This window comes from Citrobacter sp. Cpo109, assembly GCF_030332565.1.
Lineage (GTDB): Bacteria > Pseudomonadota > Gammaproteobacteria > Enterobacterales > Enterobacteriaceae > Citrobacter > Citrobacter portucalensis.
On record NZ_JAOWHQ010000042.1, the window covers coordinates 359,148 to 381,761 of the forward strand.

Below are 22,614 nucleotides of genomic sequence, written 5' to 3' on the forward strand. Positions count from 1 at the left end.
AGGGGGGATACCCCTTAATACCCACTTATAAAGAATTTAACATTTGTATGATAAGTGAATTATTTAAAATCCTTTAAATTCAAAATATTACGTTAAAAAACAATATCCCACTTTGGGGGTATGTAAAAACCAACCTTCATTTTTCATCCCTGCATGCCTTGATCGTTATCAATTCTCACGCCCTTTCAGAGCGTTACCTTCGCTCTCAATCAAGCAATGTCGATTTATCAGAGAGCCGTCAGGCTCCTACAGGAGAAAACCGATGAGTAAATTCCTGGACCGGTTTCGCTACTTCAAACAGAAGGGCGAAACCTTTGCCGATGGGCATGGCCAGCTTCTCAATACCAACAGGGACTGGGAGGACGGATACCGCCAGCGTTGGCAGCATGACAAAATCGTGCGTTCAACCCACGGGGTAAACTGCACGGGCTCATGCAGCTGGAAAATCTATGTGAAAAATGGTCTGGTGACCTGGGAGACCCAGCAAACTGACTACCCACGCACGCGTCCAGATATGCCTAACCACGAGCCTCGCGGCTGCCCACGTGGTGCAAGCTATTCCTGGTATCTCTACAGCGCTAACCGTCTGAAATACCCGCTGATGCGCAAACGTCTGATGAAGATGTGGCGTGAAGCAAAAAGACTGCACAGCGATCCGGTAGACGCATGGGCATCCATCATCGAAGACGCCGACAAAGCAAAAAGCTTCAAACAAGCGCGCGGTCGTGGTGGGTTTGTTCGTTCTTCCTGGCAGGAAGTGAATGAACTGATTGCTGCATCTAACGTTTACACTATCAAAACCTATGGCCCTGACCGAGTTGCAGGCTTCTCTCCGATCCCAGCGATGTCGATGGTTTCTTATGCTTCCGGCGCACGCTATATGTCGCTGATTGGCGGTACCTGCCTGAGCTTCTACGACTGGTACTGTGACCTGCCGCCGGCTTCCCCGCAAACCTGGGGCGAGCAAACCGACGTACCGGAATCTGCCGACTGGTATAACTCCAGCTACATTCTTGCATGGGGCTCTAACGTACCGCAGACCCGTACTCCGGATGCACACTTCTTTACTGAAGTTCGCTATAAAGGCACCAAAACGGTAGCTATTACTCCGGACTACGCAGAAATTGCCAAACTTTGCGACCTGTGGCTGGCACCGAAGCAGGGAACCGATGCGGCGATGGCAATGGCGATGGGCCATGTCATGCTGCGCGAGTTCCACCTCGATAACCCGAGCCAGTACTTCACCGACTATGTTCGTCGTTATACCGACATGCCAATGCTGGTGATGCTCGAAGAGCGTGACGGCTACTATGCTGCTGGTCGTATGCTGCGTGCGGCGGATCTGGTCGACTCTCTGGGCCAGGAAAATAACCCAGAATGGAAAACCGTCGCTATCAACAGCAACGGCGAAATGGTTGCGCCAAACGGTTCAATTGGCTTCCGTTGGGGCGAAAAGGGCAAATGGAACCTTGAGCAACGCGACGGTACGTCCGGTGATGAAACTGAACTGCAGCTCAGCCTGCTGGGTAGCCAAGACGATATCGCTGAAGTGGGCTTCCCGTACTTTGGCGGCGAAGGCACCGAGCACTTCAGTAAAGTAGAGCTGGAAAATATTCTGTTGCACAAACTGCCGGTTAAACGCCTGCAGTTGGCCGATGGCTCTACCGCGCTGGTGACCACCGTTTACGACCTGACCATGGCTAACTATGGCCTGGAACGTGGTCTGAACGACGAAAACTGCGCGACCAGCTACGATGACGTGAAAGCGTACACGCCGGCATGGGCAGAAAAAATCACTGGCGTATCTCGCTCTCAGATCGTGCGCATTGCCCGTGAATTTGCGGATAACGCCGATAAAACACACGGTCGTTCGATGATCATCGTCGGTGCGGGCCTGAACCACTGGTACCACCTCGATATGAACTATCGTGGCTTGATCAATATGCTGGTGTTCTGCGGTTGTATCGGTCAGAGCGGCGGCGGTTGGGCCCACTATGTCGGCCAGGAAAAACTGCGTCCGCAAACCGGCTGGCAGCCGCTGGCGTTTGCTCTTGACTGGCAGCGTCCGCCTCGTCATATGAACAGCACTTCCTACTTCTATAACCACTCCAGCCAATGGCGCTATGAGACGGTTACTGCGCAGGAACTGCTTTCCCCGATGGCAGACAAATCCCGCTACAGCGGTCATTTGATTGATTTTAACGTTCGCGCTGAACGTATGGGCTGGTTGCCATCTGCGCCGCAGTTAGGGACTAACCCGCTGCGTCTCGCCGAAGAAGCGCAGAAAGCAGGCATGACGCCGGTAGATTACACCGTTAAATCCCTGAAAGAAGGTTCAATTCGCTTTGCGGCAGAGCAGCCGGAAAACGGTAAAAACCATCCGCGTAACCTGTTTATCTGGCGTTCTAACCTGCTCGGTTCTTCCGGTAAAGGCCACGAGTACATGCTCAAGTATCTGCTGGGTACTGAACATGGTATTCAGGGCAAAGATCTCGGCCAGCAGAGCGGCGTGAAGCCTGAAGAAGTGGAATGGCAGGATAACGGCCTGGACGGCAAACTGGATCTGGTTGTCACGCTGGACTTCCGTCTGTCGAGCACCTGTCTGTATTCCGACATCGTGCTGCCGACCGCAACCTGGTATGAAAAAGACGATATGAATACCTCGGACATGCATCCGTTTATTCATCCTCTGTCTGCGGCCGTTGACCCGGCCTGGGAATCAAAGAGCGACTGGGAAATCTACAAAGCCATCGCCAAGAAATTCTCTGAAGTTTGCGTGGGTCATCTCGGTAAAGAAACCGACGTCGTTACGCTGCCAATTCAGCACGACTCTGCCGCAGAACTGGCACAACCGCTGGACGTGAAGGACTGGAAAAAAGGTGAATGTGACCTGATTCCTGGTGTTACCGCACCGCACATCATGACCGTTGAGCGTGATTATCCAGCAACCTACGAGCGTTTCACCTCCATCGGCCCGCTGATGGAAAAAATCGGTAACGGCGGTAAAGGGATTGCTTGGAATACCCAGAGCGAAATGGATCTGCTGCGTAAGCTCAATTACACCAAGGCTGAAGGTCCGGCAAAAGGCCAGCCGATGCTGGATACCGCAATTGATGCAGCCGAGATGATCCTGACGCTGGCGCCGGAAACTAACGGTCAGGTAGCCGTTAAAGCCTGGGCTGCGCTGAGTGAATTTACCGGTCGTGACCATACGCATCTGGCGCTGAATAAAGAAGACGAAAAAATTCGCTTCCGCGATATTCAGGCGCAGCCGCGCAAAATTATCTCCAGCCCGACCTGGTCAGGACTGGAAGATGAACACGTGTCTTATAACGCCGGCTATACCAACGTTCACGAGCTGATCCCATGGCGTACGCTGTCTGGTCGCCAGCAGTTGTATCAGGATCATCAGTGGATGCGTGACTTTGGTGAAAGCCTGCTGGTTTACCGTCCGCCAATCGACACCCGTTCGGTGAAAGCGGTGATCGGCGAGAAATCTAACGGTAACCCGGAAAAAGCGCTCAACTTCCTGACGCCGCACCAGAAATGGGGTATCCACTCCACTTACAGCGACAACTTGCTGATGCTGACGCTGTCACGCGGTGGCCCGATTGTGTGGATGAGCGAAGTCGATGCGAAGGATCTGGGAATCGAAGATAACGACTGGATCGAAGTCTTCAACAGCAACGGTGCGCTGACGGCACGTGCAGTTGTCAGCCAGCGTGTACCGGCCGGGATGACCATGATGTACCACGCGCAGGAACGTATCGTTAACCTGCCGGGTTCAGAAATCACCCAGCAGCGTGGTGGGATCCACAACTCGGTGACCCGTATTACGCCGAAACCGACCCATATGATCGGCGGCTATGCGCAGCTGGCCTACGGCTTTAACTACTACGGTACCGTCGGTTCAAACCGTGATGAGTTCGTAGTTGTACGTAAGATGAAGAACATTAACTGGTTGGATGGCGAAGGCAATGACCAGGTACAGGAGAGCGTAAAATGAAAATTCGTTCACAAGTCGGCATGGTGCTGAATCTCGATAAGTGCATCGGCTGCCACACCTGTTCAGTGACCTGTAAAAACGTCTGGACCAGCCGTGAAGGTATGGAGTATGCCTGGTTCAACAACGTCGAAAGTAAGCCTGGCGTTGGCTTCCCGAACGACTGGGAAAACCAGGAAAAATGGAAGGGCGGTTGGATCCGTAAAATCAACGGCAAACTGCAGCCGCGCATGGGTAACAAAGCGCTGCTGTTGGGTAAAATCTTTGCTAACCCGCATCTGCCGGGCATGGATGATTACTACGAGCCGTTTGATTTTGACTACCAGACGTTGCATAACGCCCCGGCAGACAGCAAAGCACAGCCAATTGCTCGTCCACGCTCGCTGATCACCGGTCAGCGAATGGATAAAATCACCAGCGGTCCGAACTGGGAAGAAATTCTGGGCGGTGAGTTTGAAAAACGCGCCAAAGACCAGAACTTCGAAAACATGCAGAAGGCGATGTACGGTCAGTTCGAAAACACCTTCATGATGTACCTGCCGCGTCTGTGTGAGCACTGCCTTAATCCGGCGTGTGTGGCGACCTGTCCGAGCGGCGCTATCTACAAGCGTGAAGAAGATGGCATCGTGCTGATCGACCAGGACAAGTGCCGCGGCTGGCGTATGTGTATCACCGGCTGCCCGTACAAGAAGATCTACTTCAACTGGAAGAGCGGGAAATCTGAGAAGTGCATCTTCTGCTACCCGCGTATCGAAGCCGGTCAGCCGACCGTTTGCTCCGAAACCTGTGTAGGTCGTATCCGTTACCTCGGCGTACTGCTGTATGACGCAGATGCGATCGAAAGTGCAGCAAGCACCGAGCACGAGAAAGATCTGTACCAGCGTCAACTGGACGTGTTCCTCGATCCGAACGATCCGGCTGTTATTGAACAGGCGCTGAAAGATGGTATTCCGCTGAGCGTCATTGATGCCGCACAGCAGTCTCCGGTTTACAAAATGGCGATGGACTGGAAGCTGGCGCTGCCGCTGCATCCGGAATACCGCACACTGCCGATGGTCTGGTACGTGCCGCCATTGTCACCGATTCAGTCAGCTGCTGATGCGGGCGAGCTGGGCAGCAACGGTATTCTGCCGGATATTGACAGCCTGCGTATTCCGGTTCAGTACCTGGCGAACCTGCTGACCGCAGGTGACACCCAACCTGTACTGTTGGCGCTGAAACGTATGCTGGCAATGCGTCACTACAAACGTGCGGAAACTGTTGACGGCAAAGTTGATACCCGTGCGCTGGAAGAGGTGGGCTTAAGCGAAGCACAGGCACAGGAAATGTATCGTTACCTGGCAATCGCGAACTACGAAGATCGTTTCGTGGTACCGAGCAGCCATCGTGAACTGGCGCGTGACGCGTTCCCGGAGAAAAGCGGTTGTGGCTTTACCTTCGGCGACGGTTGCCACGGTTCTGATACTAAATTCAATCTGTTCAACAGCCGCCGCATCGACGCTGTCGATGTGACCAGCAAAACGGAGCCGCACCAATGATTGAACTCGTCATTGTTTCGCGTCTGCTCGAGTACCCGGATGCTGCCTTGTGGCAGCATCAGCAGGAACTTTTCGATGCACTCGCGTCATCTGAGAACCTGGATAAAGAGGATGCCCAGGCTCTGGGCGTTTTCCTGCGCGATCTAACCGCGCAGGACATGCTGGATGTGCAGGCCGCCTACAGCGAACTGTTTGACCGTGGCCGCGCGACATCGCTGCTGCTGTTTGAACATGTTCACGGTGAATCCCGCGATCGCGGTCAGGCTATGGTTGACCTGATGGCACAGTATGAGCAGCACGGTTTGCAGCTCGACAGCCGCGAACTTCCCGATCATCTGCCGCTGTATCTGGAATACCTTGCGCAACTGCCGAAAAGCGAAGCGCTAGGTGGCTTACAGGATATTGCGCCGATTCTGGCGCTGCTCAGCGCTCGTTTGCAACAGCGTGAAAGCCGTTATGCGGTGCTGTTCGATCTGCTGTTAAAACTGGCGAATACCGTTATCGACAGCGATAAAGTGGCTGAAAAAATTGCGGATGAAGCCCGTGACGATACTCCACAAGCGCTGGATGCGGTCTGGGAAGAAGAGCAGGTGAAATTCTTCGCCGATCAGGGGTGTGGCGAGTCGGAAATCTCCGCTCACCAGCGTCGTTTTGCCGGGGCCGTTGCGCCGCAGTATCTGAATATCACCACCGGAGGACAGCAATAATGCACTTCCTGAATACGTTCTTCTTTGACATCTATCCGTACATCGCGGGTTCTGTCTTTCTAATCGGCAGCTGGCTGCGTTATGACTATGGGCAATATACATGGCGTGCGGCTTCCAGTCAGATGCTGGATCGCAAAGGGATGAATCTGGCGTCAAACCTGTTTCACATCGGGATCCTGGGTATCTTTGCAGGGCACTTCCTTGGCATGTTGACGCCGCACTGGATGTATGAAGCCTGGCTACCGCTTGAAGTGAAACAAAAGATGGCAATGTTTGCGGGCGGTGCCAGTGGCCTGATGTGTCTGATTGGTGGCGTACTGCTGCTGAAACGTCGTCTGTTCAGCCCACGCGTGCGGGCCACCACCACCGGAGCGGATATTCTGATCCTCTCACTGCTGGTGATCCAGTGTGCGCTGGGCCTGCTGACCATTCCGTTCTCCGCCCAGCATATGGACGGTAGTGAGATGATGAAGCTGGTGAACTGGGCGCAGACAGTGGTGACCTTCCAGGGCGGAGCGTCTCAATATCTGGATGGTGTTGCGTTCATTTTCCGTATGCACCTGGTGCTGGGTATGACGCTGTTCCTGTTGTTCCCATTCTCGCGTCTGGTACACATCTGGAGCGTCCCGGTCGAATATCTGACACGCAAATACCAGATTGTTCGCGCGCGTCACTAATCGTATATTTGAGAATGACAAAACCCTGCTTCGGCGGGGTTTTTTTATGCCTGTTTGCCGGATGGCGGCGCAAGCGCCTTATCCGACCTACGAAGGTATCAGCGAGTGCTGTAGGCCTGATAAGCGTAGCGCAGCAGACAAATAGCGGGCACGTATCGAGTTTGTAGGCCTGATAAGCATAGCGCATCAGGCAAATAAAGGGCATTGCAGAGGAATTGAGTGTGTTGCTTTATGAAGTGATGGTGGTGGGGGAAGGATTACTCAGCGCAGTGCGCTTCGCCCTTCGGGTCGTTGCCTGCGGCAACGCTTTCTCGCTACGCTCGAATCGAACCTTAGTCGAAGCTTCTCATCCTTCCCGCATGGGCAGAATATGGGGCATTAGAGATTGATTTGCTGTTGGTGCTTTATGAAGTGATGGTGGTGGGGGAAGGATTCGAACCTTCGAAGTCGATGACGGCAGATTTACAGTCTGCTCCCTTTGGCCGCTCGGGAACCCCACCAGGGGTAATTCAAATTGTAGGCAGTGCTAGAAGATGGTGGTGGGGGAAGGATTCGAACCTTCGAAGTCGATGACGGCAGATTTACAGTCTGCTCCCTTTGGCCGCTCGGGAACCCCACCACGGGGTAATGCTAATTACTGGCCTGCTTCCGTTGGAAGCGGGGCGCATCATATCAAATGATGCGCCCCTGTAAAGCATTCCGTTGATAAAAAAGAACTGGTTGCCTGATTTTTACACGTAAAGATGTAAAGGTAACCAATTAACTTATCAATCGATTACAGAATAATCGTTCGGTTACCGTAAACAAAGACGCGTTGAGCCAGAACCTGATACAGCGCACGGCTTAATACATTTTTTTCAACGTCGCGACCCGCGCGCATCATATCTTCGGCAGTATAGGTGTGATCAACATGGATCACGTCCTGCATAATGATTGGGCCTTCATCGAGGTTATCATTCACGTAGTGGGCCGTCGCGCCGATGATCTTCACGCCACGCTCATAAGCTTGATGGTACGGACGAGCACCAATGAATGCTGGCAGGAATGAATGGTGAATATTGATAATTTTATTCGGAAAGCGTGAAACAAATGTCGGGGTCAGAACGCGCATGTATTTGGCCAGCACGACATAGTCCGGCTGGTGGGCGTCGATAGCATCAGCCATTTTCTGATCATGTTCGTCACGTGTTAAACCTTCATGGCTCACCAGCTCAAACGGAATATCAAACCGTTCAACCAGAGGACGCAAGGTCTCGTGATTGCCGATCACCGCGGCGATTTCAACATCCAGCCCGCCATAATTGGCCTTCATTAATAAATCGCCCAGGCAATGCGCTTCCTTGGTGACCAAAATGACGATGCGGCGTCGGCCTGCTGGGGTTAATTCACGAATCGAGCCTTCAGGTAAGGCGCTGTCCAGATCGGCAAGCAGCGTGACGTCGTTAAAAATGCCCTCCAGTTCGGTGCGCATAAAAAAGCGTCCGGTACGGTGGTCCACAAACTCATTGTTCTGCACGATGTTCAGTTCATGCTTGTAACAGATATTCGTAATGCGCGCGATCAGACCTTTTTGGTCCGGGCAAATAGTACGCAGCACTTTTCGTTGTAATGAATGCATTTGCAGCGATGATCCTGTTGAGAATGTTTGCAAAATTGATACTGTCGAGCGTTGATTAGCCGCAGCACTTTTTAAATTTTTTACCTGAGCCACAAGGGCAGGTATCGTTTCGTCCAATTTGAGGGCGTGTACCGTCTATATAGTACCACTGACCGTTTTCTTTTAAAAAACGAGAGCGCTCGATAATTGCACCTGTTTTACCTTGTTCAGAAAACCGTGCGACAAAACTGACATAGCCGATATTTTCTGTGTCTGCCGTCTCTTGTTCAAAAACGGTCAGTCCAAGCCATTCGGTATGAGTAAATCCTGCGATAATGTCGTCGCGAAACTCGGCCGCATGGCAATCCGGATGCCAGGTCCTGATAAGGTAATCTGCGTCTTTCATCACAAAAGCACAGTAACGAGAACGCATGAGGTGTGACGGCGTAGGTGCTACTTGCGCGCCGGACACATAACGGTAGCAACATAGGCTATACTCGACAGCGCTACCACAGGGACAAAGCTGAGACACAAAGTACTCCCTGGAATATAAAAACGGCGTAAAAACGCCAGAGTGGCACTATGTTAACTGAGCGGTAGCGATGTTGCTACGTCTGCAAGCCAGGGGAAGTTTGTACGTATAATGAGAAAAATAAAAATTGGGCTGGCGCTAGGTTCCGGCGCGGCGCGAGGTTGGTCGCATATTGGCGTTATTAAAGCCCTTAAGCATATGGGCATTGATGTTGATATCGTGGCAGGGTGCTCCATCGGTTCGTTGGTTGGCGCTGCCTACGCCTGCAATAAGCTGCCTGCTCTCGAAAAGTGGGTCTGTTCTTTCAGCTATTGGGATGTTTTACGGTTGATGGATCTCTCGTGGCGCAGGGGAGGTTTACTGCGCGGTGAACGGGTATTCAATCAGTACCGTAATGTGATGCCGGTAGAAGCAATTGAGCAATGTACTCGCCGTTTCGCAACAGTGGCCACCAATCTGAGTACGGGTCGGGAACTTTGGTTCACCGAAGGTGATTTACATCTGGCTGTCCGGGCCTCCTGCAGTATTCCTGGCCTGATGTCACCTGTGGCGCACAATGGTTACTGGCTGGTCGATGGTGCGGTGGTGAATCCTGTCCCTGTCTCCCTGACTCGCGCGTTGGGGGCCGATATTGTTATTGCGGTCGACCTGCAACACGATGCGCATCTCATGCAACAAGATTTACTCTCCTTCAACGTCAATAGCGATGCCGAATCGGGTGATGATGGTGACGAACTCTCATGGCATGCCCGTCTGAAAGAACGCTTGAGCAACATTACGGCCAGGCGTGCAGTAACTGCGCCCACGGCGATGGAGATTATGACGACGTCTATTCAGGTTCTGGAAAACCGACTGAAACGTAACCGCATGGCCGGTGACCCTCCAGACATTCTGATTCAGCCGTTTTGTCCACAAATATCCACGCTGGATTTTCACCGCGCCAGTGCGGCAATTGCTGCCGGGCAGTTAGCGGTCGAGAAGAAAATGGATGAGCTTCTACCCCTGGTGAAAACCAACGTCTAACGCATTTTTTATCAACACTTAAGCTAATTCTGACAGGCGTGAGTGGCAATAGCATGCCACTATTTATTAAAGCCAGTCAGGGGGGAGAATATGACGCAGCCATTGGTCGGAAAACAGATTCTTATCGTTGAGGATGAGCCGGTATTTCGCTCACTCATGGACTCATGGTTTTCCTCTTTGGGAGCGACAACGGCGGTAGCTGGTGACGGACTTGAAGCACTGGACTTGCTTGGGCATTTTAAACCCGACCTGATGATCTGCGACCTGGCTATGCCAAGAATGAACGGTCTCAAACTGGTTGAGTATTTACGCAATCGTGGCGATCAGACCCCGATACTGGTGATTTCTGCGACGGAAAACATGTCCGACATAGCCAAAGCGCTACGACTCGGTGTGGATGATGTCCTGTTGAAGCCGGTGAAAGACCTTAATCGCTTGCGAGAAACCGTCTTTGCCTGTCTTTATCCCAACATGTTTAATTCACGCGTGGAAGAAGAAGAACGGCTGTTTCGCGACTGGGATGCGATGGTGGACGATCCTACTGCTGCTGCGAAGTTGCTAAAAGAATTACAGCCTCCAGTGTCGCAAGTGCTCTCGCACTGTCGCATTAACTATCGACAATTGGTGGCAGCCGACCAACCGGGGCTGGTGTTGGATATTGCGCCGCTGTCGGATCATGACCTTGCATTCTATTGCCTTGATGTGACGCGGGCAGGGGATAATGGCGTGCTGGCTGCATTATTACTGCGAGCGCTATTTAATGGTTTACTGCAGGAGCAACTGACACAACAAAATCAACGGTTGCCAGAGCTAGGTACGTTATTGAAACAGGTAAATCATTTGTTGCGGCAAGCCAATTTACCAGGGCAGTTTCCCTTGCTGGTAGGGTATTACCACAGCGGATTAAAAAATCTAATTCTGGTATCAGCAGGGCTGAATGCGACATTAAATACCGGTTCCCACCAAGTGCAAATCAGCAATGGCGTTCCGCTGGGTACCTTAGGTAATACGTATCTTAATCAGCTGAGCCAACATTGTGAGTCATGGCAATGCCAGATTTGGGGGGCGGGAGGTCGCCTGCGCTTGATGTTGTCTGCGGAATGAACAATTGAGAGGCGTGCAAATGAAATTGGTTCACCCTCCCCATGTTGTGAGTGCTACTATCAGCGCCAGATTTATTCGTATTTATCTTAATTATACCGACGCGCGTCCTTTTCAGACCAGAAGCTTGTCGCTGTACTGATATACTCGGATGCGATACAGAATGATGAACACGTTCAATACATGAACAGTCCAGGAGAGTTTTAAATGGCTGCCCTTAATTCAAAAGTCAAAAAAGCCGTTATCCCAGTTGCGGGATTAGGAACCAGGATGTTACCGGCTACGAAAGCAATCCCGAAAGAGATGCTACCGTTGGTTGATAAGCCATTAATTCAGTACGTCGTAAACGAATGTATTGCTGCGGGCATCACTGAAATTGTACTTGTAACTCACTCGTCTAAAAATTCCATTGAAAACCACTTCGACACCAGTTTTGAACTTGAAGCGATGCTGGAAAAACGTGTAAAACGTCAGCTTCTGGAAGAAGTGCAATCTATTTGTCCGCCACATGTGACTATTATGCAGGTGCGTCAGGGGCTGGCTAAAGGTCTGGGCCACGCGGTATTGTGCGCGCACCCTGTGGTTGGCGATGAACCGGTAGCTGTCATCCTGCCGGACGTAATTCTTGACGAATACGAATCTGATTTATCCCGCGACAACCTTGCCGAAATGATTCATCGTTTTGATGAAACAGGTAGCAGCCAGATTATGGTTGAACCGGTAGAAGATGTTACGGCTTATGGCGTTGTGGATTGTAAAGGCGTTGAATTATCCCCGGGCGAAAGCGTCCCGATGGTTGGTGTGGTTGAAAAACCAAAAGCTGATGTTGCGCCTTCTAATCTGGCCGTTGTGGGTCGTTACGTTCTTAGTGCCGATATCTGGCCTCTGCTGGCTAAAACCCCTCCGGGAGCGGGTGATGAAATTCAGCTGACAGATGCTATCGATATGCTGATTGAAAAAGAGACGGTTGAAGCTTATCACATGAAGGGCAAAAGCCACGACTGTGGTAATAAACTGGGCTATATGCAGGCGTTCGTTGAATATGGTATTCGCCATAATACTCTCGGCGCCGAATTTAAAGCCTGGCTGGAAGACGAGATGGGTATTAAGAAGTAACCTTCTGGTATTATCTAGTCAGAACGGCGCTGTATTAACAGCGCCGTTTTTTTATACCTAATCCGGGTAGGTTTGAGCGAAGTACCGGTAAAAAAAATCCCGCCAGTGGCGGGATTTTAAACAAACTATTTCTGAATTATTCCTTGATCAGGAAATCGTCCAGTTGTTTACCTTGTTCTTCCATCGCTTTTTTGATCACTGCCGGTGTACGACCCTGGCCAGTCCAGGTTTTAGTTTCACCGTTTTCGTCAACATAGCTATATTTAGCCGGACGTGCAGCGCGCTTAGCTTTGGTGCCAGATTTAACAGCAGCCATGCTATTCAGCAATTCGTTCGGATCAATGCCGTCAGCGATCAGCATTTCACGATATTGTTGCAGTTTACGAGTACGTTCTTCAACTTCAGCAGCAGCAGCGCTTTCTTCTTCGCGACGCTCGCTAACTACAACTTCTAATTTTTCCAGCATTTCTTCAAGCGTTTCCAGAGTGCATTCTCTTGCCTGCGCACGAAGAGTACGGATGTTGTTCAGAATTTTAAGTGCTTCGCTCATTGTAGTAATCTCAAACTTATATTGGGGTGGTTTGTTGAGCTAATAATAGAGCGATAAATTCAGTTGTGCAATAGCCAGGAATGTAAGGAATTCAAAATTGCGCTTTATTTAGTATCAGAATTAATTCTCCTGTCTTAAATTCCCCATGATGTTGGGCATAAAAAAGGCTTATTGGCGAGGGGGCTTCTCAGCGGCTGAGAGTAAAAATTCAAGATTCAGGTCACATTTTATGGTGTACAAATAGTATCTCTTTGCAGTGATTTCAACCTTTTGTATTAGTTTTGCTTACGTGAATTCGCTAATACATGGCGACAGTAGGTAGATTCAATAACAATATGGGAAGGGGTTCTTTATTGCCGTATGATGATAAGTGACATTGATAAATTTCATGAGCACTATTTGTGAAAGAGTGTGTATATACGCGTCCGAGCTCAGGCTGTTTGGTCGATGGTTGTATGCTCTCTCACTACCCGTTACTTAAATTCAGGTGGCACTGTGCGAGCTTGCCCGCTCATTTATACGCCTTTGCGGCCAACGCTACACCGACATGTTCGTGAAATATGATACAATCCAGCCCATATTTATTTCCCCGGGTGAGGGCCTTCGGTCAATGGCACAACTATATTTTTACTATTCTGCAATGAACGCAGGTAAGTCGACTGCATTGTTGCAATCTTCGTACAATTATCAGGAACGTGGGATGCGTGCCGTTGTATATACAGCGGAAATTGATGACCGTTTTGGTGCTGGAAAAGTAAGTTCACGTATAGGTCTGTCGTCACCTGCAAAATTGTTTAACCAAAATTCATCATTGTTCGAAGAGATTCGCGCCGAGAATGCGCAGCAAAGAATTCACTGTGTACTGGTCGATGAGTCTCAGTTTCTGACCCGACAACAGGTTTATGAATTATCTGAAGTTGTCGATCAACTGGATATTCCTGTTTTGTGTTACGGCTTACGCACTGATTTTCGTGGTGAGTTATTTGGTGGCAGCGAATACCTGCTTGCGTGGTCAGATAAACTGGTTGAATTAAAGACCATTTGTTTCTGTGGCCGTAAGGCCAGCATGGTATTACGCCTTGATCAGGCTGGAAGACCTTATAACGAGGGCGAGCAGGTGGTTATCGGCGGGAATGAACGCTATGTGTCGGTATGTCGTAAACACTACAAACAAGCGCAGTCTGAGGGCTCTCTGACTGCGATACAAGAACGACACAGCCACGATTAACCCTGTACGCTTCTGAGCGCTTATAAACACAGGGTAGGCCGGAACCTTCGTCAATGTTCTCTACCCTGTCAGACTCTCTTCTGACGGCTAGTCTCACATCTTCCTGAATACATCTCTTACACTGCCATTCTATTCACATGGTTAAATTGTGTATTCCCCGATTTTCATAACACAAGACGAAAAAAAACGGCCCCAATTCAATTGGGACCGTTTATGATGAAACTAAAACTTATCTGAGCAAATTAAGCGGATTTCTTCGCTTTCTTTTCTGCTTTCGGTGCAGCTACTGCTTCAGTCTTAGCGGCGGTCTGACCTTCGCTATACTCACGACCGTAGTAGGTATCCAGCAGGATCTGTTTCAGTTCAGAAATCAGCGGGTAACGTGGGTTAGCACCAGTACACTGGTCGTCAAACGCATCTTCAGACAGTTTGTCCACGTGTGCCAGGAAGTCAGCTTCCTGAACGCCAGCTTCACGGATAGACTTAGGAATACCCAATTCAGCTTTGATTTCTTCCAGCCAGCCCAGCAGTTTCTGGATTTTCGCGGCAGTACGGTCGCCCGGTGCGCTCAGACCCAGATGGTCTGCGATTTCAGCGTAGCGACGGCGTGCCTGCGGACGGTCGTACTGGCTGAATGCTGTCTGTTTAGTCGGGTTGTCGTTCGCGTTATAACGAATAACGTTGCTGATCAGCAGGGCGTTCGCCAGACCGTGAGGAATGTGGAACTGAGAACCCAGTTTGTGCGCCATTGAGTGACATACACCCAGGAAGGCGTTAGCAAACGCGATACCGGCGATAGTTGCTGCACTGTGTACACGCTCACGCGCTACCGGGTTCTTAGAACCTTCATGGTAAGACGCTGGCAGGTTTTCTTTCAGCAATTTCAGCGCTTGCAGAGCCTGACCATCAGAGAACTCAGAAGCCAGTACTGAAACGTAAGCTTCCAGAGCGTGAGTGACGGCATCCAGACCACCGAACGCACACAGTGACTTCGGCATATCCATAACCAGGTTAGCGTCAACAATCGCCATATCCGGAGTCAGCGCGTAGTCTGCCAGCGGGTATTTCTGCCCAGTTGCATCGTCGGTAACGACCGCAAACGGAGTCACTTCAGAACCGGTACCGGAAGTGGTGGTAACTGCAATCATCTTCGCTTTTACGCCCATTTTAGGGAACTTGTAGATACGTTTACGGATGTCCATAAAGCGCAGTGCCAGTTCTTCGAAGTGAGTTTCCGGGTGCTCGTACATAACCCACATGATTTTCGCGGCGTCCATCGGGGAACCACCACCCAGTGCGATGATTACGTCTGGTTTGAAGGAGTTAGCCAGCTCAGCACCTTTGCGAACAACGGTCAGAGTCGGGTCAGCTTCAACTTCAAAGAACACTTCGGTTTCAACGCCAGCAGCTTTCAGAACGGAGGTGATCTGGTCTGCATAACCGTTGTTGAACAGGAAGCGGTCGGTCACGATCAGCGCACGTTTGTGACCATCGGTAATCACTTCATCCAGTGCGATTGGCAGAGAGCCACGACGGAAGTAGATAGATTTCGGAAGTTTGTGCCACAACATGTTTTCAGCTCGCTTAGCAACGGTTTTCTTGTTGATCAGGTGCTTAGGACCAACGTTTTCAGAGATGGAGTTACCACCCCAGGAACCACAACCCAGAGTCAGGGAAGGTGCGAGTTTGAAGTTGTACAGGTCACCGATACCACCCTGAGAAGCCGGGGTGTTGATCAGAATACGTGCGGTTTTCATCATCTGACCGAAGTAAGCAACACGCTCTGGCTGGTTGTCCTGGTCAGTGTACAGGCAAGAGGTATGACCGATACCACCCATCGCAACCAGTTTTTCAGCTTTGATGACTGCGTCTTCGAAGTCCTTCGCACGGTACATTGCCAGCGTCGGAGACAGTTTCTCGTGAGCAAACGGTTCGCTTTCGTCAACAACCTTCACTTCACCGATCAGAATCTTAGTGGTTTCTGGTACGGAGAAGCCTGCCAGTTCAGCAATCTTGTATGCCGGCTGACCAACGATAGCTGCGTTCAGCGCGCCATTTTTAAGGATAACGTCCTGGACTGCTTTCAGCTCTTTGCCCTGCAGCATGTAGCCGCCGTGAGTCGCAAAACGCTCACGTACTGCATCATATACGGAGTCAACCACGACGACAGACTGCTCAGAAGCACAGATTACGCCGTTATCGAAGGTTTTAGACATCAGAACAGATGCAACAGCACGTTTGATATCAGCGGTTTCGTCGATAACAACAGGGGTGTTACCTGCGCCTACGCCGATAGCCGGTTTACCGGAGCTGTATGCCGCTTTAACCATGCCTGGACCACCGGTCGCAAGGATCAGGTTGATGTCCGGGTGGTGCATCAGCGCGTTAGACAGTTCAACGGAAGGTTGATCGATCCAGCCGATCAGATCTTTCGGTGCGCCAGCAGCGATAGCGGCTTGCAGAACGATGTCAGCTGCTTTGTTAGTTGCATCTTTTGCGCGCGGATGCGGAGAGAAGATGATGGCGTTACGGGTCTTCAGGCTGATCAGTGATTTGAAGATCGCAGTAGAGGTAGGGTTAGTGGTTGGAACGATACCGCAGATGATACCAATCGGTTCAGCAATGGTAATGGTACCAAAAGTGTCGTCTTCAGACAGCACACCACAGGTTTTTTCATCTTTGTAAGCGTTGTAAATGTATTCAGAAGCGAAGTGGTTTTTAATCACTTTATCTTCGACAATACCCATGCCGGATTCGGCAACGGCCATTTTCGCGAGAGGAATTCGAGCGTCTGCGGCAGCCAGAGCGGCGGCACGGAAGATTTTGTCAACCTGTTCTTGAGTGAAACTGGCATATTCACGCTGGGCTTTTTTTACGCGCTCTACAAGTGCGTTAAGTTCAGCGACATTAGTAACAGCCATGATGCTCTCCTGATAATGTTAAACTTTTTTAGTAAATCATCTGCTCGATACGAGAGTATAGACAGACCGACGAAAATTTGTGTAATGGTTTGAAAATCAAACGGTTAATTAACGTCCACTTTACTTTGATTTACTAAAAGAGCTTATACGCTAGCGCCTGTTAACTCTAACGCGTTACCTCCAGGTGGCGTAAGCAAGATTACTCACTTCTGAGTAGTAATTGCGTGATCTGGATCAAAAATTCGCAAAGCTGACACCTTTCAGCAGCCCCTTTTAGCGTTTCTCGTTAAGTGTTAATAAATTGGCGTGATGAATGCTAATAACATTAGCATATTTAATACATATTAATAACACTGAGTATTGGTAGCGTATTTACATTGATATACGCAGATAGAAGGTGAAGTATGCTGACAAAAGGCGTATCTTCAGCGCGGATTTTATCAATTTTTATGACTCATTTTATCCGGCTAACGCTTCGGAGCTAACCGTGATCCAAACGCTATTTGATTTTCCTGTCTATTTTAAATTTTTCATTGGGTTATTTGCGTTGGTCAACCCGGTAGGGATCATCCCCGTCTTTATCAGTATGACCAGCTATCAAACTGCCGCAGCACGAAACAAAACCAACCTCACGGCAAACCTTTCTGTCGCAATCATCCTGTGGACTTCGCTGTTTCTTGGTGATGGTATTCTGCAACTCTTCGGCATCTCAATTGACTCGTTCAGGATCGCTGGCGGCATTCTGGTTGTGACTATCGCGATGTCAATGATTAGCGGAAAACTAGGGGAAGATAAACAAAACAAACAGGAAAAATCAGAAACCGCAATTCGTGAAAGTATCGGCGTTGTGCCGTTGGCATTGCCGTTGATGGCGGGGCCGGGGGCGATAAGCTCAACTATTGTTTGGGGTACGCGATATCATAGCGCGATTAACCTGTTTGGCTTTTTTGTAGCGATTGCGTTGTTTGCCCTGTGCTGCTGGGGGCTGTTCCGCATGGCACCATGGTTAGTGCGCCTGTTGGGCCAAACCGGTATCAACGTCATTACGCGTATTATGGGGCTGCTGTTAATGGCTTTGGGTATCGAATTTATCGTTACAGGCATCAAATCCATTTTCCCTGGTTTGCTGGCCTGAAACCTCTCTTCTGTGCAAACGGAGTCGTGTCCGGCTCCGTTTCATTTCATTATCAGTAAAACTTCTCACTAAAGTTGAAAATCAGCAGAGCAATAATAAAAAATGCTGATGATTAACTCTCCTGTTAGTCATTGATTCTAAAGATATAACACGTCTCAGTGCGCCCGGTGAAGACCGATACTGCTGTTATTTTATTAACATCATACTCTGGGGCTTGCTGAAGGATTATCGAAATGTTATTAGTTATTTCAGCCTTAATTTCAGATGAATGTGCTAATTAATAACCAATTGTTAAATTTATGTGCATTTTGACATGGCGTTGACTTCGGACAGGATGGTTAACACCATAGTCGACATAATGTATTGATTTTTGTGAATTTCCCGTAACGAATCTTCATTCGTAAGACTTTTTAAGTGAGATTTATTTCCAATAAAAGAGAATTGGTTAACAAATTTGTAAAATGTATTGGCGGTTAAGAAACGCATTTGATACTTTCCGGCCAGATAATATGCAGAAGAATTCACGTTGATGAGAATCATTTGCAGTTAGTTTCTCTCAACAGGGTAATAGCGTGTTTCCGGCAGGGGAGGCACGTAGAGAATCGACGCAAGGCGGTCATACGAATCGCCAGAATAAATAAAGTCGGTGATAGCAAGCAGTAAAACAATAAACCACCTGACGGCAGAAAATCTCCGGTGCCGTACAGGGATCCTGACAGGATTAACAGTCTGGTTAAAAAACCAGCCATAATAATGAGGGAGTACAACACAATGACTAACATCACTAAAAAAAGTTTAGTAGCTGCGGGGATCTTAACTGCGCTAGTCGCTGGAAATGTTGCCACGGCGGCAGAAGTGCCAGCGGGTGTGCAGCTTGCTGAAAAGCAGACTCTGGTACGCAATAACGGTTCGGAAGTGCAGTCACTCGATCCCCACAAAATCGAAGGTGTACCTGAATCCAACATTAACCGTGACCTGTTTGAAGGTTTATTAATCAGTGATGTCGATGGCAAACCATCGCCTGGCGTGGCTGAAAAATGGGAAAATAAAGATTTTAAAGTCTGGACATTCCATCTGCGTAAAGATGCAAAGTGGTCTGACGGCACGCCTGTTACCGCGCAAGATTTCGTGTATAGCTGGCAACGTTTGGCTAATCCAAATACTGCATCACCGTATGCCAGTTATTTGCAGTACGGTCATATTGTCAATATTGATGATATTATCGCCGGTAAAAAGCCGATCACCGATCTCGGTGTAAAAGCTCTCGACGATCATACTTTTGAAGTCACCCTCAGCGAACCAGTTCCTTATTTCTACAAACTGCTTGTGCACTCATCCGTTTCACCGGTTCCTAGAGCTGCTGTTGAAAAATTCGGCGAGAAGTGGACCCAGCCCGCTAACATCGTTACTAACGGTGCGTATAAACTGAAAGACTGGGTTGTCAACGAGCGCATTGTGCTTGAGCGTAATACCAACTATTGGGACAACGCCAAAACGGTTATTAACCAGGTAACCTACCTGCCTATTTCTTCTGAAGTGACTGACGTTAACCGCTATCGCAGCGGTGAAATCGACATGACCTATAACAACATGCCGATTGAGTTATTCCAGAAACTGAAAAAAGAGATCCCGAACGAAGTCCACGTTGACCCCTATCTGTGCACCTATTATTACGAAATTAACAACCAGAAAGCACCGTTCAACGATGTTCGTGTTCGTACCGCCCTGAAGCTGGCGTTGGATCGTGACATTATCGTCAATAAAGTGAAAAACCAGGGTGACCTGCCGGCATATAGCTTTACTCCTCCATACACTGATGGTGCGAAACTGGTTGAGCCAGAGTGGTTCAAGTGGTCTCAGGAAAAACGTAATGAAGAAGCGAAGAAACTGCTGGCTGAGGCCGGATATACCGCTGAGAAACCGCTGACCTTTGATCTGTTGTATAACACCTCAGACCTGCATAAGAAGCTGGCTATTGCCGCGGCATCTATCTGGAAGAAAAATCTGGGTGCTAATGTGAAGCTGGAAAACCAGGAATGGAAAACGTTCCTCGATACGCGCCATCAGGGCAACTATGATGTTTCGCGTGCGGGCTGGTGTGCAGACTATAACGAACCGACGTCCTTCCTGAATATGGTGCTGTCCGACAGCTCCAATAATACCGTCCACTATAAGAGCCCGGCATTTGATAAGCTGATTGCGGATACGCTGAAAGTGACGGATGAAGCGCAGCGCAGCGAACTGTATTCGAAAGCGGAACAGCAGTTGGATAAAGATTCTGCGATTGTACCGGTTTATTACTATGTTAACGCCCGCCTGGTGAAACCATGGGTTGGCGGATACTCCGGTAAAGACCCGATGGATAATATCCACGTTAAAGACTTGTATATTATCAAGCATTAATGGCAAGACGTGGGGCAATCATGTTGCCCCACAGTGTCTTTTTCTTCGAACTATAAATACCTCTTTAGACAAAGAGAGGTATACCCTAAATACTTCACGTTGCAGGAAGGCGGCAACGCAGCGAATAACCAGGAGCTTACTTAAGTAAGTGACTGGTGTGAGCGAGTAAAGCCAACGCACTTGCAGCTTGAAGTATGACGGGTATAAAGGCACACGCCAGAAGGTACGGGCAATGTTAAAATTTATATTACGTCGCTGTCTGGAAGCGATTCCGACGCTGTTTATTCTTATTACGATTTCATTCTTTATGATGCGCCTTGCGCCCGGAAGCCCATTCACCGGGGAACGCGCGTTACCGCCAGAGGTGCTGGCGAATATTGAAGCGAAATATCATCTTAACGATCCCATCTCGACGCAGTACTTCAGCTATCTGAAACAGCTGGCGCACGGCGATTTTGGACCATCCTTTAAATATAAAGACTATACGGTTAACGACCTCGTTGCCTCGAGCTTTCCGGTTTCTGCGAAGCTGGGTGCGGCAGCCTTTATTCTGGCGGTACTCGTCGGTGTTAGCGCCGGAGTGATAGCCGCGCTGAAGCAAAATACACGTTGGGACTATACGGTGATGGGGGTGGCTATGACCGGGGTGGTTATCCCCAGTTTCGTGGTCGCTCCCTTATTGGTCATGATATTTGCCATAACCTTGAAATGGCTACCCGGCGGGGGCTGGAACGGCGGGGCGCTGAAATTTATGATCCTGCCGATGGTGGCCTTGTCACTGGCCTACATCGCCAGTATCGCCCGTATTACTCGCGGTTCGATGATTGAAGTACTGCACTCTAACTTTATTCGTACCGCGCGCGCTAAAGGGCTGCCGATGCGGCGGATTATTTTCCGTCATGCGTTAAAACCAGCGCTGTTGCCAGTGCTGTCCTATATGGGACCGGCATTTGTCGGCATTATCACCGGTTCGATGGTTATTGAAACCATTTATGGTTTGCCGGGTATTGGCCAGTTGTTCGTCAATGGGGCGTTAAACCGCGACTATTCGCTGGTTCTTAGTCTGACCATACTGGTGGGTACGCTGACCATCGTGTTTAACGCGATTGTCGATGTGCTGTATGCCGTTATCGACCCGAAAATTCGTTACTGATACTGGAGCTCGCTATGATGTTAAGTAAGAAAAACAGCGAGGCGCTGGAGAATTTCAGTGAAAAGCTGGAGGTCGAAGGCCGTAGCCTGTGGCAGGACGCGCGTCGACGCTTTATGCATAACCGCGCGGCGGTAGCAAGCCTGGTGGTGCTGGTAATTATTGCGCTGTTCGTAACGCTGGCACCGATGTTGTCGCAGTTTACCTACTTCGATACCGACTGGGGCATGATGTCCAGTGCGCCGGATACGGAATCAGGCCACTATTTCGGTACTGACTCGTCGGGACGCGACCTGTTGGTGCGTGTGGCAATTGGCGGGCGCATTTCGCTGATGGTCGGCATTGCGGCGGCGTTAGTCGCGGTGGTTGTTGGTACGCTGTACGGTTCTCTGTCGGGCTACCTCGGCGGAAAAATCGACTCGGTGATGATGCGTCTGCTGGAAATCCTCAACTCCTTCCCGTTCATGTTCTTCGTGATCCTGCTGGTCACCTTCTTTGGGCAAAATATTCTGCTGATTTTTGTCGCTATCGGGATGGTCTCCTGGCTGGATATGGCGCGTATCGTGCGTGGGCAAACGCTAAGTCTCAAGCGCAAAGAGTTTATTGAAGCGGCGCAAGTGGGTGGGGTGTCTACCGTGCGTATCGTTATCCGCCATATTGTGCCGAACGTGCTGGGTGTGGTGGTGGTTTACGCTTCATTGCTGGTGCCGAGCATGATCCTATTTGAATCCTTCCTGAGTTTTTTGGGATTAGGTACGCAGGAGCCGTTAAGTAGCTGGGGCGCGTTGCTCAGTGATGGTGCCAACTCTATGGAAGTCTCACCATGGCTGCTGCTGTTCCCGGCTGGTTTCCTGGTGGTCACTTTGTTCTGTTTTAACTTTATTGGCGATGGCCTGCGTGATGCCCTCGACCCGAAAGACCGTTAAGGAGTGC

At 49.8% G+C, this 22,614-nt stretch carries 16 protein-coding genes, 2 tRNA genes and 1 other RNA gene; 12 read left to right on the forward strand and 7 right to left on the reverse strand.

Going from position 1 to position 22,614, the window contains the following annotated elements; genetic code table 11:
* The first annotated feature begins 262 nt into the window (after nucleotides 1–262).
* From OGY71_RS03220 to narI, 4 genes are read left to right on the forward strand one after another with little or no spacing between them, the layout of a single operon-like run.
* Entirely contained in the window at nucleotides 263–4,006 is a 3,744-nt protein-coding gene (locus OGY71_RS03220; protein WP_286612834.1) for a nitrate reductase subunit alpha, read from the forward strand.
* Nucleotides 4,003–5,541 (forward strand): nitrate reductase subunit beta, encoded by a 1,539-nt coding sequence (gene narH / locus OGY71_RS03225; protein WP_286612836.1) that lies wholly within the window; start codon nucleotides 4,003–4,005, stop codon nucleotides 5,539–5,541. The genes OGY71_RS03220 and narH overlap by 4 nt, the downstream gene beginning before the upstream one ends.
* Nucleotides 5,538–6,248, forward strand: a complete 711-nt coding sequence (gene narJ, locus OGY71_RS03230) for a nitrate reductase molybdenum cofactor assembly chaperone (protein ID WP_063940832.1) — start codon at nucleotides 5,538–5,540, stop codon at nucleotides 6,246–6,248. Before narH ends, narJ begins: the two co-directional genes overlap by 4 nt.
* Entirely contained in the window at nucleotides 6,248–6,925 is a 678-nt protein-coding gene (gene narI / locus OGY71_RS03235) for a respiratory nitrate reductase subunit gamma (protein WP_003833386.1), read from the forward strand. Before narJ ends, narI begins: the two co-directional genes overlap by 1 nt.
* A gap of 240 nt (nucleotides 6,926–7,165) precedes the next feature.
* Here narI and OGY71_RS03240 read toward each other — a convergent pair.
* The 5 genes from OGY71_RS03240 to OGY71_RS03260 all read right to left on the reverse strand — a co-directional run bounded on the left by OGY71_RS03240 (nucleotide 7,166) and on the right by OGY71_RS03260 (nucleotide 9,054).
* Nucleotides 7,166–7,296: non-coding RNA, RtT sRNA (locus tag OGY71_RS03240), on the reverse strand.
* Nucleotides 7,297–7,340: 44 nt separating this feature from the next.
* Nucleotides 7,341–7,425, reverse strand: a tRNA-Tyr gene (locus OGY71_RS03245).
* Between the two features lie 34 nt (nucleotides 7,426–7,459).
* Nucleotides 7,460–7,544: transfer RNA gene (locus OGY71_RS03250), tRNA-Tyr, on the reverse strand.
* Between the two features lie 156 nt (nucleotides 7,545–7,700).
* Nucleotides 7,701–8,543 (reverse strand): formyltetrahydrofolate deformylase, encoded by an 843-nt coding sequence (purU, locus tag OGY71_RS03255; protein WP_003020737.1) that lies wholly within the window; start codon nucleotides 8,541–8,543, stop codon nucleotides 7,701–7,703.
* Nucleotides 8,544–8,598: 55 nt separating this feature from the next.
* Nucleotides 8,599–9,054, reverse strand: coding sequence for a YchJ family protein (locus OGY71_RS03260; RefSeq protein WP_008784957.1), 456 nt, complete (start codon nucleotides 9,052–9,054; stop codon nucleotides 8,599–8,601).
* 111 nt (nucleotides 9,055–9,165) lie between these two features.
* Here OGY71_RS03260 and rssA point away from each other — a divergent pair, with 111 nt between their 5' ends.
* From rssA to galU, 3 genes are all read left to right on the forward strand, one after another.
* On the forward strand, nucleotides 9,166–10,077 hold the full coding sequence (gene rssA / locus OGY71_RS03265; protein ID WP_003833384.1) for a patatin-like phospholipase RssA: 912 nt from the start codon (nucleotides 9,166–9,168) through the stop codon (nucleotides 10,075–10,077).
* 90 nt (nucleotides 10,078–10,167) lie between these two features.
* Nucleotides 10,168–11,181, forward strand: coding sequence for a two-component system response regulator RssB (gene rssB / locus OGY71_RS03270; RefSeq protein ID WP_164562694.1), 1,014 nt, complete (start codon nucleotides 10,168–10,170; stop codon nucleotides 11,179–11,181).
* A 204-nt stretch (nucleotides 11,182–11,385) separates the two neighbouring features.
* Complete coding sequence (galU, locus tag OGY71_RS03275) at nucleotides 11,386–12,294, forward strand: UTP--glucose-1-phosphate uridylyltransferase GalU (RefSeq protein WP_003020727.1); 909 nt, start codon at nucleotides 11,386–11,388, stop codon at nucleotides 12,292–12,294.
* A 136-nt stretch (nucleotides 12,295–12,430) separates the two neighbouring features.
* On the opposite strand, the gene hns is transcribed toward galU, so the two are convergent.
* On the reverse strand, nucleotides 12,431–12,844 hold the full coding sequence (gene hns, locus OGY71_RS03280) for a histone-like nucleoid-structuring protein H-NS (protein WP_003020723.1): 414 nt from the start codon (nucleotides 12,842–12,844) through the stop codon (nucleotides 12,431–12,433).
* Nucleotides 12,845–13,454: 610 nt separating this feature from the next.
* Between hns and tdk the strand changes: the two genes are divergently transcribed.
* Nucleotides 13,455–14,072 (forward strand): thymidine kinase, encoded by a 618-nt coding sequence (tdk, locus tag OGY71_RS03285; RefSeq protein WP_008784954.1) that lies wholly within the window; start codon nucleotides 13,455–13,457, stop codon nucleotides 14,070–14,072.
* Nucleotides 14,073–14,314: 242 nt separating this feature from the next.
* On the opposite strand, the gene adhE is transcribed toward tdk, so the two are convergent.
* Complete coding sequence (adhE, locus tag OGY71_RS03290; RefSeq protein WP_003833375.1) at nucleotides 14,315–16,993, reverse strand: bifunctional acetaldehyde-CoA/alcohol dehydrogenase; 2,679 nt, start codon at nucleotides 16,991–16,993, stop codon at nucleotides 14,315–14,317.
* 487 nt (nucleotides 16,994–17,480) lie between these two features.
* On the opposite strand from adhE, the gene ychE reads away from it, so the two are divergent.
* The 4 genes from ychE to oppC all read left to right on the forward strand — a co-directional run bounded on the left by ychE (nucleotide 17,481) and on the right by oppC (nucleotide 22,607).
* Nucleotides 17,481–18,128 carry an NAAT family transporter YchE gene (ychE, locus tag OGY71_RS03295; RefSeq protein WP_003020714.1) on the forward strand — a complete coding sequence of 216 codons (648 nt, stop codon included), beginning with the start codon at nucleotides 17,481–17,483 and terminating at the stop codon, nucleotides 18,126–18,128.
* Nucleotides 18,129–18,899: 771 nt separating this feature from the next.
* Nucleotides 18,900–20,531, forward strand: coding sequence for an oligopeptide ABC transporter substrate-binding protein OppA (oppA, locus tag OGY71_RS03300; RefSeq protein WP_003833370.1), 1,632 nt, complete (start codon nucleotides 18,900–18,902; stop codon nucleotides 20,529–20,531).
* Between the two features lie 232 nt (nucleotides 20,532–20,763).
* Nucleotides 20,764–21,684 (forward strand): oligopeptide ABC transporter permease OppB, encoded by a 921-nt coding sequence (oppB, locus tag OGY71_RS03305; protein WP_003020708.1) that lies wholly within the window; start codon nucleotides 20,764–20,766, stop codon nucleotides 21,682–21,684.
* 14 nt (nucleotides 21,685–21,698) lie between these two features.
* Nucleotides 21,699–22,607, forward strand: coding sequence for an oligopeptide ABC transporter permease OppC (gene oppC, locus OGY71_RS03310; protein WP_003020701.1), 909 nt, complete (start codon nucleotides 21,699–21,701; stop codon nucleotides 22,605–22,607).
* Nucleotides 22,608–22,614 lie beyond the last annotated feature (7 nt).